Consider the following 12,622-nt stretch of genomic DNA (forward strand, 5'->3'; position numbering starts at 1 on the left):
ATGAAAAAAATTATTTTACTACTTGCATTGTTTTTTACACTCAATGCAAAAGAATTAATTGTAGGTATGGAATTAGCTTATCCTCCTTTTGAAATGAGTGATATTAAAGGTAATCCAAGTGGTATTAGTGTGGAGTTTTTACAAGCCTTTGCCAAAGAAAAAAACTATGATTTAAAAATCCAAAACATAGCTTGGGATGGACTTATACCTGCTTTAAGAACTCAAAAAATAGATCTCATCATGTCTTCTATGAGTATAAGTGAACAAAGAAAAAAAGTAATAGATTTTACCTTGCCTTATGCTAAGGCAAATTTAGCGATATTAAGCGCTAAAAAATCAAATATTAATTCCATAGAAGATTTAAATCAAAAAGGGGAAATACTTGCTTTAAAAAGAGGTTCAAGTGCACATTTATATGCTCAAAAAAATCTTAAAAATGCAAAAATCTTAGTATTTGATAAAGAAAATGCGGCTATTTTAGAAGTCATTCAAGCAAAAGCTGATGCTTTTATTTATGATCAAATGAGCATTTATAAAGCATGGAAAAAACATCCTAAACAAACAAAAGCTATTTTTACTCCTTTTGAAAAAACACCTGAGCAATGGGCTATAGCTTTAAATAAAAACAATACCAAATTAAAAGAAGAGCTCAATGAGTTTATTTTAAAATCTAAAGAAAATGGTCTTTTTGATAAGCTAAGTCAAAAATACCTCAAAGATATGCAAGAAGTCTTCAAAGAACAAAAGCTTGAGTTTTTCTTTTAAGAAAAACTCTTTTCAAGTTTTCTTGAAAACATAGAAATAGGTAAAGTTAAAACCAAATAACAAAGTGCCAAAGGAATGTAAATTTCTAAAGTTGAAAAAGTAAAAGCATTGATTTCTTGAGCATTTTGTGTTAATTCTGAAATAGCTATAACACTTAAAAGAGAGCTATCTTTGATCAAATTACTAAGTTGTCCACTTAGTGGTGCTAAGATATTTTTTAAAGCTTGAGGAAAGATCACGCTTTTATAAATTTCAAACTCACTCAAACCCAGAGCCTTAGCACTTTCATATTGCATTTTATCAACACTTAAAATCCCTGCTCTAAATATCTCACAAATATAAGCACTAGCAAATAAAGCTAAAATCAAAACTCCACAAATATAACGATTATCAAGTCCCAAATTATCCGCAAAAATATAATAAATCAATAAAATTTGCACTAGCAAAGGCGTACCCCTGATAAGTTCTATAAAAACCCTTGCGAACATATTAAAAAGCACGATTTTACAAAGACTCATATAGCATAAAATCAAAGCAAAAATCACACCTACAATCAAAGATAAAACACTAATAAAAAAACTTGTAAAAAAACCTTGTATCATTTTATCTTTATATTCATAAATTGCCCCAAAATCAAAATTATAACTAGCGCTTAAAAAAGACAAATAAAAAAATAAAAACAATAAAAAAACCAACAAAAAAGCATTGAATAAAAATACTTTTAGATTAATTTTTTTATGTTCATTAAATTTACTACGTACTATAAAAAGATAACTCAATTCTATCCCTTATTTTTTATCAAATTTTTTAAGTTTTTCATCATTTAAACTAAGCTCCATTTTGCGAATTTCCTCCTCACCACTACGCACTAATTTTTTATCGTATTTAAAATACTTATCTTTAATTTTATTTGGATATTCTAAAACACTAAGTAAATACTTAAACAAATTGATTCTTGCTTTCTTTTTACTATCTGAATTAATAATTATCCAAGGACATTTTGGAGTATTGGAAGCTAAAAGCATAGAATATTTTGCTAGGGTATATTTGTCCCACAATTCTTGGGATTTTTCATCGACTGGAGATAATTTGTATTGTTTTAGTGGATCTGTTCTTCTTTGTTCAAAACGTCTTTTTTGCTCTTGTTTAGAAACTGAAAAATAAAATTTAAAAAATAAAATTCCACTATCAAGCAACATCTCTTCAAAAGAAGACACCTCGCGCAAGAATTTTTTATGCTCATTTGGAGTACAAAAGCCCATCACAGGTTCAACACCTGCTCTATTATACCATGATCGATCAAAAATCACTATTTCTCCTGCTGCAGGTAAATGTGTTACATAACGTTGAAAATACCACTGAGTTTTCTCTACATCACTTGGTTTTTCAAGCGCTACCACACGACAACCTCTAGGGTTTAAATGCTCAATTAATCTTTTAATAGCACCACCCTTTCCTGCCGCATCGCGTCCTTCGATTAAAATCAAAACCTTTAAACCCTTATCTTTAACATGATTTTGAAATTTTAAAAGCTCAATTTGCAATCTTTTAAGCTCACTTTCATACTCAAGCGTTGATTTTTTTACCTTAATGAGAGTAATTTTATCCTTGTCCATAACAGGCTCCTTAATTTAGGATAATTATTAACTTAAATTTACCACAAATAAGTAAAATAAAACAAATTTATTTTCAATTTCAAGGAGAAAAATGCGTTTTTTAGCGGTATTTTTTATTTTTTTCAATTTAGCTTTTGCTAATAATGGAGTATTATCACTCAATGAAGCTTTTAAACTCAATACCCATAGTAACAATCAAGGAATTTTTTTAAAAATCAATCTTGCAGATAGAATTTATCTTTACAAAGATCAAATCAAAGTAGAATTAGACTCTAATAACATTACTTCTTTATTAAATTTCCCACAAACTCAAACGAGAGAAAACAAAGAAGTAATCTTTAGCCAACTTGAACTTTTTATACCTCAATTATTATTAGATGATTTTATTAAAAATAACAAAGCAAAACTTTCCCTAGCTTATCAGGGTTGCTCAGAAGAAGGTTTATGCTATCGTCCTGTATATGTAAATTATGAACTTGATAGACAAAATGGAATTTATACTATAAGATCAGCCAAAGATCAATTTAAAAAGCAAAATGAAGATGAGCAAATTGCCAATGATTTAAGCACACAAAATATATTTATCACACTTTTAACTTTTTTTGGTTATGGCTTATTATTAGCACTTACTCCTTGTATTTTACCAATGATACCTATTCTTTCTTCATTAATTGCAATGAAACTCAAAGATAAACCATCTAAAAAACATAGCTTTTATTTATCTTTTATCTATGTCTTTTTTATGTCTTTAGCTTATGCTATAGCAGGTGCTTTAGTAGGCCTTGCAGGTGCTAATGTACAAGGTTTATTACAACAACCTTGGATTATCATTACTTTTGCGGGTATTTTTGTATTGCTCTCACTTTCTATGTTTGGCCTTTATGAATTACAACTACCACTTAAATTTCAAAATTTTATCAATAAAAAAATAGAAGGCAAAAACGGAGTTTTTGGTATAGCTATTATGGGCTTTTTATCAGCTCTTATTGTAGGACCTTGCGTGGCTGCACCTTTAGCAGGGGCTTTGCTTTATATTACTAATAGCGGTGATGTATTTTTAGGAGGACTTTCTTTATTTGTGATGAGTTTTGGTATGGGTATGCCTTTACTTTTAATAGGACTTGGAGGAAGTTTTTTAAAAAGTGGAGCTTGGATGCTTAAGATAAAGATTTTCTTTGGCTTTATCATGCTCATCATGGCAGTTTGGATGCTAGAAAGAATACTTAGTGCAAACATCATTTTAATGCTTTATGGGGTTATAGGGGTATTTTTTGCTAGCTTTATGGGGTTATTTGATGAAGCAAAAACTAATTTTGATAAATTTAAAAAAGCAAGTATGATTTTAATTTTAGCTTATAGTTTAAGTCTGATTTTAGGCGGCTCAATGGGCTCAAAAAGCTTGCTAAAACCTCTTGAACTTAACCTTGCTTCAAAAGAAAATAGCTCTAGTTTAAGTTTTAAAACCATCAAAAATTTAAAAGAGCTTGAGCAAGAATTACAAAATTCTACCAAACCAGTCATGCTTGAATTTACAGCCGCTTGGTGTGAAAACTGCAAACTCTTAGAAGAATATACTTTTACAGATACAAAAGTACAAAATTTGCTTGCTAATTACACGCTTTTAAAAGCAGATGTAACACACAATAGCCAAGAAGATTTAGCTCTTATGAAAGAATTTGGAGTTTTTGGGCCTCCTGTAATGATATTTTTTAACAAAGGTGAGGAAAAAGGACGTATTATAGGCTATGTAGATGCAAATGAATTTTTAAATAGAGTTCCTTAAAAACTCTATTTAAAATTAATTTTATTTCAAAAAACCTTTCAATCCTTCAAGCTGATACTGCCATAGTTTTTCTATAAAAATTTTAAGTTTTATTGCTAAAAAACCACTAATTGGTTTATGTAAAACCGTGCCAACTGCATAATCCTTTCCGATAGAACAAACGGTATTTCCACTTATAAAAGAAAATTCTTGTTTAAATTCTTTCTCATCAATCATAGCCATTAAAGCTTTAGCTACATAAGCCCCTTCTCTTAATGCAAGCTGGGCTGTTGGAGGATAAGGGGTATTGGTTTTAGGATTTTTAAATAAACTATTATCACCTATAAAAAAGTATCTTGATGCATTTTCAACATTTAATGGATGCATAAAAGCATCTACTTCTATACGCGATCTTGCACTTGGAAAATCTGAGCTATTTTCTATAACACTATTACCTCTAACTCCTGCAGTCCAAATGATAGTATTAGCTTTAACAAATTCTCCCCCATCAAGTCTTATGCCGTTTTTTTCACATTCTATGATTTTAGATTTTTCATATACTTTCACACCAAGTGCTTCTAGCCTTTGCCTTGCTTTTAAAGCCAAACTTTTATCAAACATAGGTAAAATTTGATCCATAGCTTCAATAATAGAAAGTTCTAATTTCTCATAAGCAATTTGCTCTTTTTGGCAAAAGAATTTAAGCTCTTTGGCTAAAGAAGCTACAAATTCAACCCCGCTTAAGCCCCCACCACAAACTGTGATTTTTAAATCATCTTCATTTTGAGTGGTTTTATAATTTTTTATTTTCTCATATATTATTTCATTAATTTTTAAAGCATTTTCATAATTATCTATACTCAAAGCATATTCTTGCATACCTTTAATGCCAAAAGTTTCTTTAGCAAAACCAAGCCCACATACTAAAATATCAAAGTCAAATTCATTATTTTTAGTAAAAACTTTGTCTTTAGAAATTTTTAAAACTTCATCTTGGATAAGGTTAATTTTTGGATTTAATAAAGATAAAAGATCATATTTTGAGCTATAAATATCTTCATTTGAAGCTACTTTGTGTAGTAAAATAGTATGATAATGATAAGAATTGTTATTAATCAAACTCACTTGTGCTTTTTCAAAAAACTCATCAGGCAAGGCTTTTATAGCCGATAAAGTAGCATATCCTGCACCTAAAAATAAAATTTTCTTTTTTTGCATGGATTTTCCTTTAATTTGATAAAAAAATAAATAAAAATTTGGCATAATGGTATTATTTTTTATCTTAAAATATTTTTTATTTAAATTTAGCAAGGAAAAAGCATGCAAAGACAAACTTGGAGCAATACGCTAACTTATATCCTTACAGTAGCAGGAGCGACTATTGGTTTTGGAGCCACTTGGCGTTTTCCATACTTAGTAGGTGAAAATGGGGGCGGTGCTTATGTTTTAGCCTTTTGTATAGCTATGATTTTTATAGGAATTCCTGTGATTTTGGTTGAAAATGTTATAGGAAGACGCAGAATGCTAAATTCAGTTGATGCTTTTGGTGGAAAAACAAGTGATGGAATTAAAATATCTAATTCTTGGCAGGGTGTTGGCTACATGGGACTTTTAGGTAGTTTTGGAATCATGGCTTATTATATGGTAATAGGCGGATGGGTTTTAGCTTATATTTTTAAAATCATCATAGGTGATTTTAATCTTTCAAGTCCCATTAATGCTCAATATACAAGCGAATTTTATAGCTCTACTATAGAAAATAATCCTTTATTAATAGGAATTTTTACTACTATATTTGTAATAATTAACTGGATTATCTTAAAAAAAGGTGTGATTGATGGCATAGAAAAGTCAGTAAAATACCTTATGCCATTTTTATTTATCTGCCTTTTGGTTGTTGTTGCACGCAATTTAACACTTGAAGGAGCAAGTGAGGGCGTGAAATTTTACCTTACTCCTGATCTTTCCAAAATCACTCCTAAATTGTTTATAGATGTTTTAGGACAAGTATTTTTTGCCCTATCTTTAGGCTTTGGGGTAATGATAACCTTATCATCTCACCTTAAGAAAAATGAGAATTTAATCAAAACTTCTGTTTATACAGGAATTTTAAATACCCTCATAGCAGTGCTTGCTGGTTTTATGATTTTTCCAGCTTTATTTAGCGTAGGTTTAACCCCTGATAGTGGGCCATCTTTGGTTTTTAAGACCTTACCTGTTGCATTTTCACATATACCTTTTGGAAGTATAATTTGCGTGTTTTTCTTTTTGCTTTTAATCATCGCTGCACTTACTACAAGCTTGCCAATTTATCAAGTAATCATCAGTGTTTTGGAAGAAAAATTTAAACTAGCTAAAAATACTGCTATCAATCTAACGCTTGGAAGTATTTTTGTCTTGGGAAATTTACCATGCATACTTACATATGGTCCTTTAAAAGATATTACTATCATCAAAGGAAAAAATATTTTTGATAGCTTTGATTTTATTAGTGGAAACATATTCTTTGTTTTAACCGCATTTTTTTGTTGTATATATGTAGGTTGGGTGCTTAAAAAAGATGCAATTTATGAACTTTCTAATCAAAATACCCTAAAAGGAAGTATTTTTAAACTATGGTATTACTATGTTAAGTTTATCATACCTTTGATTATCTTAGTGATTTTTTATTTTGGTATTTTTTAATTTATATTCATAACGCTTTAACATGCTTATATTTCCTTCAAGGCCTCCTTGATGGATATATAAGATTTTTCCACCAAATTGCTCTTGATGAGCTAATAAAGTTTTAAAACCCACCATATCATAAAGCAAATCAAACTCTACTCCACATTCTTTTTTTAGATCTTGATAAAGCTCATAAAATTCCAAATAAGGCTTAGCAAAATGATATTTTTTTGGTGGATTTAATATGGTTAAATTATCAAAATCATAATTTGACTCTAAGCTTAAAATTTGCTCTTTTAAATACGCACTATCTCCCACACAAGCACATGTAAAAACTTTAAATTTGCTATGTTTAGCCAAAAAAGCCGCAGAAGTTCCTGTGCCTGAAGGTAAGAAAATACTTACATTTTCATTCAACTGCTCACTAAGTTCTAAGGCTAGTTGTTGGTATCCAAATTCAGCTTCTTTTATAGCCACACCCTCTTCTATAAAAACATCATCATCTTTTTTTAAAGCTAAAGCTTGCAATCTTCTTGTGGGATAATTTATATTTTCTATCAACTCAACATTGTGTTTTAATGCAAATTCTAAATTTCCATGGGGATTTTCTTTTAAAAAAGAACTCATTTTTTCACAAACAAAAATGAGCAAAAAATCATTTTCGTAACAAAACTTAGCTAAAGCAACTAAAGCATTACTTTGAGAAGAACCAAAAGAAATAAATCTTTGTCCTTTTTTAAATAAATGTTTGTTTTTTTCAAATAAGGCTAGTTTTCTAGCCTTATTACCATTGATGTAACCTAGTAAATCATCTCTTTTGAGTAAAAATTCAAAATCTTTGTATTTTAAAACATCAATTCTACTTGCTATCAAGGTATTTTTCAACCTTTTCTAAAGCATTATTTGTATTGATATTAAACTTAATCTCTATTCTACGGCTTGCTTCTTTATCTTCTTTACCATCTTTCATAATCACATCAGAATAAGACCTACCACTTGCCATTAAAAGTTTTTGCAATCTTGGATCTTTATAAAATGAGTGTATAAAACTCATCACAGCATAAGCTCGTTTTTGTGATAAATCAAGATTATATATATAAGAGCCTGCACTATCTGTATGGCCCTCTATGACTATATTTTCTATGCTGTTTAAGATATTTTCATCTTTTAAAATATTGTCAAAATACTGCGTTAAAATCGTTTTCAAATTCTCTTTTGCTTGAGCTTTTAGCGTAAAAGAATTTGTATCAAAAAGCACTTCAGAAGGCAATACTATCGCCCCTGTATTAGAATCTAGAGTAATATTAGTATCAAATTTTGCTTGAAGATTTTTGATGGTATTTTCTTTGATTAAACCTAGTTCTTTGATCTTACTTTTTGCCTCATCAAAATTACGCTCTAATTCTTTGATTTCTTCATCTTTTTTGTTTAATCTCTCAAGCAAAGCAAAAATTTGTTGATCTTTTTCATCTAAACTTGAATTTAAATCTTGATTGAGTTTAGTAATATTAGCCTCTAAAGCCTGTTTTTGCTTATTAACATCATCAAGCGTGCTTGAAGTATTATTTAATTTTTGACTAAGATTTTTTAAAATATCTTCTTTTTGATTTAATTCTTCTTTGTTCTCTCTTAAGCGCTCTTCTTGTTTTTGTAGATTTTCTTTTATGATTTGCAAATCACTTTGAGTTAAAACATACTTAACAACTATAGCTCCAATAAGCAAAATAAATATAAAAAGCAAGCCCGCCATTAAATCTGCATAAGCTATCCAAAAATTATTTTCTTCATTGTTAGAATTATTTTTTATCATCTATTTTTTCATCTTCTTTTTGATTTTCAAGCTTTGCAATAACTTGTGTGGTTTGCTCATCTAATTCTTTACTTTCTTCTTTAAATTCTTGCATTAGTGAAATTTTTTCATCGATATTTTTTTCATCTTCATATGCTTCTTTAAAAGTATGCATACCTTCTATAATACTTGCCCTAAAACCTTCAAAAAGTTTAGTTTGATTATCAAGCATAAGATTTTGATATTTTTCAATATTATTTGAAAAATTATTCACCTTTTCATCTAAAGCACTCACACTTTTATCTAAATGCACAATTTTATCCGAACTCACATCTAAAAGTCTGTTATATTGCTCTGAAATTCTTAAAGTTAAATCTTTTATGTTTGAATTTAACATATTTACCGCATTTGCAATCTCGCTGTAAGTTTTAACTATATCTTTTTGTTCTCTTTGGGTTTTAGACAAATCACTCATAGTTTGTTTTACATGCTCACTGCTTAATCTTACAGCTTTTTCCTCAGCATTTACAAGCTCTTGAAAAACTTTGAATTTTCTATCTATTGTATTATCTAATTCTTTAAAAAATTCCTCATTACTTACATGCTCAAAAATCGTGCCTATTTTTTCAAAATGCTGTAAACTTTCTTGAAGATACTTTCTATCAATTTCTTCTTTAGACCAGAAAAAATCGCTTGTTGCATTTTTTTGGCGATTAAGAAGTTTTTGGAATTTACTACTGCCGTATTTTTCAAAAAATATCCACCAAAGTGCCAAGAAAATTCCATAAATTGATACATAAAAGGCTGTTCCTACCCCATTTAATAAAACTGAAATTTCTTGTTCTAAACCTGCTGTGTCGCTTGAATTAAAATTTGGCATAGACATGGCTATACTTATAAAAGTTCCTAAAATACCAAGCATAGGAAAAATAGCTGCGCCCACAGAAGCAAAATTTTCATTTCTTAAATCTTTCACATAAGCATAAGCAAAATCATCAAAACTAGCGTTTGACTTTGTTTCTTTACCTATAACTAAAAAATGCTTCATAATATAGCGTTTTAATATAAGTTTAAATTCATCTTTTTGTTGCTCAAAAATACTTGAAGCATAATCAGCGCTGTGTCTAGCAAAGATCAAAGCCACTAAAAAGATAATCCCTATCATTACAACACTATGTAATTCTACTTTAAAATCAATCTTTCCAAAATATCCTAAAAGCACTAAAATATACAATATAGCAGGGATAAATATAATCTTTAAATAAGCAACAATTCCTGTACTACCTTTTCCCTCAGGCAATACAAGATCAGAAAAATCATCAGTTGTTTTAACTTCCATTTTATAAACCTTTGTTAATTTTGCTCTAAAAATTTGAAATCTTCACAGGAAAATCAACTAAGAGTTATAAAACTCTTAGTTTCTATCGATACAATTTAAATCACTAAAAGCACACTCTAAGCGTTTGATCATACTCTCTTCGCCCGCTCTAAGCCATACTCTTGGATCATAGTATTTTTTATTTGGCTTATCATCGCCTTCAGGATTGCCAATTTGTCCTTGCAAATAAGCTTTATTTTTAAGTTCATACTCTCTAACACCATCCCAAAAAGCCCATTGTGTATCTGTATCAATATTCATCTTAATCACACCATAGCTAAGTGCTGCTTTGATATCTTCTATATCACTACCACTGCCACCATGGAAAACAAAATTGATTGGTTTTTCTTCACCAAGATTGAATTTTTCTTTTACATAATTTTGAGAGTTTTTAAGAATTTCAGGTCTTAAAATCACATTTCCTGGTTTATATACTCCATGTACATTACCAAAACTAGCTGCGATTGAAAATCTATCACTAATTTTAGAAAGTCTCTCATAAGCTAGCGCTACATCTTCAGGCTGGGTGTATAATTTTGCATTATCGATATTAGTATTATCTACTCCATCTTCTTCACCACCCGTACATCCTAACTCAAGCTCTAAAGAAATCCCAAGCTCAGACATTTGTTTTAGATAATTTTCGCAAGTGCTTAGATTACTTTCTAAATCCTCTTCACTTAAGTCAATCATATGAGAGCTAAACAAAGGCTTACCTGTTTCTTTTTTAAACTCAATATTTGCTTCAATCAAAGCATCAATCCAAGGAAGTAATTTTCTAGCAGCATGATCTGTGTGTAAAATCACCGGAACTCCATAAGCTTTTGCCATTAAATGTACATGTCTTGCACCACTTATAGCACCAAGCACATCAGCTTTTGGGCAAGCTTTTCCTGCTACAAATTTAGCTCCTCCATTTGAAAACTGAATAATCACAGGTGAATTAACTTTTTTAGCACTTTCTAAAACCGCATTAATAGAATTTGTCCCCACGACATTTACCGCAGGGATAGCAAATCCTTCTTTTTTTGCATGATTATATACGATATTTAGATCATCACCACTTAAAACACCCGGCTTAACAAGATCTAATACGCCCATTATTTGTATTCCACTTTTGCTTTTTGAAGAAGTTCTTGAGCTTTTTTATTCATAAGTTCTTTAAATTCTTCCATTTTAATATTGCTTTCAATACCTGCTTTTACTTCATTATAGCTCATAGTACTTTTTGCTCTAGCATCTTCTTTTAAGATAATATGATATCCAAAATCACTTTTTACAGGTGTTTTAGAAATAGTACCTTTTTTCATAGAAAAAGCTGCATCAGCAAATGGTTTTACCATAGTTGATTCAGCAAACCAACCAAGATCACCACCTTGAGCTGAAGAACCTTTGTCGATTGATTTTTCTTTTGCAAGTTGAGCAAATTTATCATTTAAAGCTTTTCCGCTTAGTTTACTAAGCTCAGCAATAATATCTTTAGCTTCTTTTTCGCTAGTTACCAAAATATGCTTAGCTTTCACTTGAGCTGGTTTAGTGAATTTATCTTTATTTGCCTCATAGAATTTTTTAGCTTTAGCATCATTATTTTTAATTGAATCAAAAATTTTCTTTTGGTAGATATTTACCAAAATAGCTTCTTTAGCACGCTCTAATTCTTCTTTATATGAAGGATCATTTTCTATTTTTTGAGCTTTAGCATCTTTTAATACAAGTTGTTGAACGATATATTGATCAATAATTGCTTTTTTTTGTTCAGCTGGTAAATCAGTGATTTTAGCACCTCTTAGCATAGGAGCAAAAAATTCATTCACTTCTGTATCGCTGATATTGTTTCCATCAAGGGTTGCAACCACCGCAGCATTTAAACTTAAACCTGTTAGCAAAGCCGCAGCAACTAAAGAAATTTTTTTCATTGTTTTTCCTTTTGAAATAGTTTTGTTGATTTTATTATATCTAAACTTTATTTAAAGCCGATTAACATACAATAAGTTTATGAAAAGAAATTTAGAAATTAAAAAATTATTTTTAGAGCATTTTGGACAAGCAAAAACAGAATTAGTTTTTAGTAATGCTTATGAACTTATAGTTTGTGTTATGCTTTCAGCTCAATGTACTGATAAAAGGGTTAATCTCATCACACCGGCTTTATTTGAAGCTTATCCTAGTGTGCAAGATTTGGCTAAGGCAAACTTATCATCTTTGAAGCTTTTGATCAATTCTTGCTCATTTTACAATAATAAAGCACAAAATTTAATCAAAATGGCTCAAGCAGTTTGCGAGCAATTTAATGGTGAAATCCCTATGAATGAGCAAGATTTAAAAACTCTAGCAGGAGTAGGACAAAAAACTGCACATGTAGTGATGATAGAATGGTGCGGGGCTAATTGCATGGCTGTAGATACTCATGTATTTAGAGTTTCACACAGACTTAATCTTAGCAAAGCCAAAACCCCTGAAGAAACTGAAAAAGATTTAACTAAAATTTTTAAAGATAATCTAAACTATCTTCATCAAGCTATGGTACTTTTTGGACGTTATACATGCAAGGCTAAAAATCCTTTATGTAAAGAGTGTTTTTTAAATCATTTATGTAAGAGTAAAGATAAAAAGTTAATCTAGCACTAAATTAGTGCTAGATGATT

General features: G+C 29.8%; 12 protein-coding genes. 4 read left to right on the plus strand and 8 right to left on the minus strand.

Annotation, left to right across the window (positions count from 1 at the left end):
• The gene (locus ACOTVC_RS01495) at window positions 1–765 is read left to right on the plus strand and encodes a transporter substrate-binding domain-containing protein (RefSeq protein ID WP_421627505.1); all 765 of its coding nucleotides are present in this window, start codon (window positions 1–3) and stop codon (window positions 763–765) included.
• Here the strand turns inward: ACOTVC_RS01495 and ACOTVC_RS01500 are convergent.
• Together ACOTVC_RS01500 and ppk2 are read right to left on the minus strand one after the other, a co-directional pair.
• A complete protein-coding gene (locus ACOTVC_RS01500) occupies window positions 762–1,544 on the minus strand; it encodes an amino acid ABC transporter permease (protein ID WP_421627506.1) in 783 nt (260 codons plus the stop codon). The genes ACOTVC_RS01495 and ACOTVC_RS01500 overlap by 4 nt on opposite strands.
• Window positions 1,545–1,553: 9 nt before the next feature.
• Window positions 1,554–2,381, minus strand: a complete 828-nt coding sequence (ppk2, locus tag ACOTVC_RS01505) for a polyphosphate kinase 2 (RefSeq protein ID WP_214116908.1) — start codon at window positions 2,379–2,381, stop codon at window positions 1,554–1,556.
• A gap of 91 nt (window positions 2,382–2,472) precedes the next feature.
• Here ppk2 and dsbD point away from each other — a divergent pair, with 91 nt between their 5' ends.
• Window positions 2,473–4,164: a protein-disulfide reductase DsbD gene (gene dsbD / locus ACOTVC_RS01510; RefSeq protein WP_421627508.1), complete on the plus strand. Its 1,692-nt coding sequence runs from the start codon at window positions 2,473–2,475 to the stop codon at window positions 4,162–4,164.
• 21 nt (window positions 4,165–4,185) lie between these two features.
• Here dsbD and ACOTVC_RS01515 read toward each other — a convergent pair whose 3' ends face one another.
• Window positions 4,186–5,361 carry an NAD(P)/FAD-dependent oxidoreductase gene (locus ACOTVC_RS01515; protein ID WP_421627510.1) on the minus strand — a complete coding sequence of 392 codons (1,176 nt, stop codon included), beginning with the start codon at window positions 5,359–5,361 and terminating at the stop codon, window positions 4,186–4,188.
• A 102-nt stretch (window positions 5,362–5,463) separates the two neighbouring features.
• Here ACOTVC_RS01515 and ACOTVC_RS01520 point away from each other — a divergent pair, with 102 nt between their 5' ends.
• A complete protein-coding gene (locus ACOTVC_RS01520) occupies window positions 5,464–6,828 on the plus strand; it encodes a sodium-dependent transporter (RefSeq protein WP_214114752.1) in 1,365 nt (454 codons plus the stop codon).
• Here ACOTVC_RS01520 and ACOTVC_RS01525 read toward each other — a convergent pair.
• The 5 genes from ACOTVC_RS01525 to ACOTVC_RS01545 all read right to left on the minus strand — a co-directional run bounded on the left by ACOTVC_RS01525 (window position 6,799) and on the right by ACOTVC_RS01545 (window position 11,893).
• Window positions 6,799–7,683 (minus strand): 1-aminocyclopropane-1-carboxylate deaminase/D-cysteine desulfhydrase, encoded by an 885-nt coding sequence (locus ACOTVC_RS01525; protein ID WP_421627512.1) that lies wholly within the window; start codon window positions 7,681–7,683, stop codon window positions 6,799–6,801. The two genes, ACOTVC_RS01520 and ACOTVC_RS01525, sit on opposite strands and share 30 nt — an antisense overlap.
• Window positions 7,670–8,620 (minus strand): OmpA family protein, encoded by a 951-nt coding sequence (locus ACOTVC_RS01530; protein WP_039628394.1) that lies wholly within the window; start codon window positions 8,618–8,620, stop codon window positions 7,670–7,672. The genes ACOTVC_RS01525 and ACOTVC_RS01530 overlap by 14 nt, the downstream gene beginning before the upstream one ends.
• Window positions 8,607–9,938, minus strand: a complete 1,332-nt coding sequence (locus ACOTVC_RS01535; protein WP_039626332.1) for a MotA/TolQ/ExbB proton channel family protein — start codon at window positions 9,936–9,938, stop codon at window positions 8,607–8,609. Before ACOTVC_RS01535 ends, ACOTVC_RS01530 begins: the two co-directional genes overlap by 14 nt.
• A 75-nt stretch (window positions 9,939–10,013) precedes the next feature.
• Window positions 10,014–11,078, minus strand: coding sequence for a class II fructose-bisphosphate aldolase (fbaA, locus tag ACOTVC_RS01540; RefSeq protein ID WP_258107514.1), 1,065 nt, complete (start codon window positions 11,076–11,078; stop codon window positions 10,014–10,016).
• Complete coding sequence (locus ACOTVC_RS01545; protein ID WP_039618453.1) at window positions 11,078–11,893, minus strand: major antigenic peptide/PpiC-type peptidyl-prolyl cis-trans isomerase; 816 nt, start codon at window positions 11,891–11,893, stop codon at window positions 11,078–11,080. Before ACOTVC_RS01545 ends, fbaA begins: the two co-directional genes overlap by 1 nt.
• Before the next feature lie 79 nt (window positions 11,894–11,972).
• Between ACOTVC_RS01545 and nth the strand changes: the two genes are divergently transcribed.
• On the plus strand, window positions 11,973–12,599 hold the full coding sequence (gene nth / locus ACOTVC_RS01550; RefSeq protein ID WP_039618455.1) for an endonuclease III: 627 nt from the start codon (window positions 11,973–11,975) through the stop codon (window positions 12,597–12,599).
• Window positions 12,600–12,622: the final 23 nt, after the last annotated feature.

Origin of the sequence: Campylobacter sp. GB48 (assembly GCF_049221845.1) — a bacterium.
Classification (GTDB): Bacteria; Campylobacterota; Campylobacteria; order Campylobacterales; family Campylobacteraceae; genus Campylobacter_D; species Campylobacter_D lari_C.

Bases quoted from the DNA above. Each gene is read 5' to 3' on its own strand.
- ACOTVC_RS01535 (WP_039626332.1), bottom strand. From the start codon at position 9,938: ATGGAAGTTAAAACAACTGATGATTTTTCTGATCTTGTATTGCCTGAG.
- ACOTVC_RS01515 (WP_421627510.1), bottom strand. From the start codon at position 5,361: ATGCAAAAAAAGAAAATTTTATTTTTAGGTGCAGGATATGCTACTTTA.
- dsbD (WP_421627508.1), top strand. From the start codon at position 2,473: ATGCGTTTTTTAGCGGTATTTTTTATTTTTTTCAATTTAGCTTTTGCT.
- ACOTVC_RS01495 (WP_421627505.1), top strand. From the start codon at position 1: ATGAAAAAAATTATTTTACTACTTGCATTGTTTTTTACACTCAATGCA.
- ACOTVC_RS01520 (WP_214114752.1), top strand. From the start codon at position 5,464: ATGCAAAGACAAACTTGGAGCAATACGCTAACTTATATCCTTACAGTA.
- fbaA (WP_258107514.1), bottom strand. From the start codon at position 11,078: ATGGGCGTATTAGATCTTGTTAAGCCGGGTGTTTTAAGTGGTGATGAT.
- nth (WP_039618455.1), top strand. From the start codon at position 11,973: ATGAAAAGAAATTTAGAAATTAAAAAATTATTTTTAGAGCATTTTGGA.
- ppk2 (WP_214116908.1), bottom strand. From the start codon at position 2,381: ATGGACAAGGATAAAATTACTCTCATTAAGGTAAAAAAATCAACGCTT.
- ACOTVC_RS01530 (WP_039628394.1), bottom strand. From the start codon at position 8,620: ATGATAAAAAATAATTCTAACAATGAAGAAAATAATTTTTGGATAGCT.
- ACOTVC_RS01545 (WP_039618453.1), bottom strand. From the start codon at position 11,893: ATGAAAAAAATTTCTTTAGTTGCTGCGGCTTTGCTAACAGGTTTAAGT.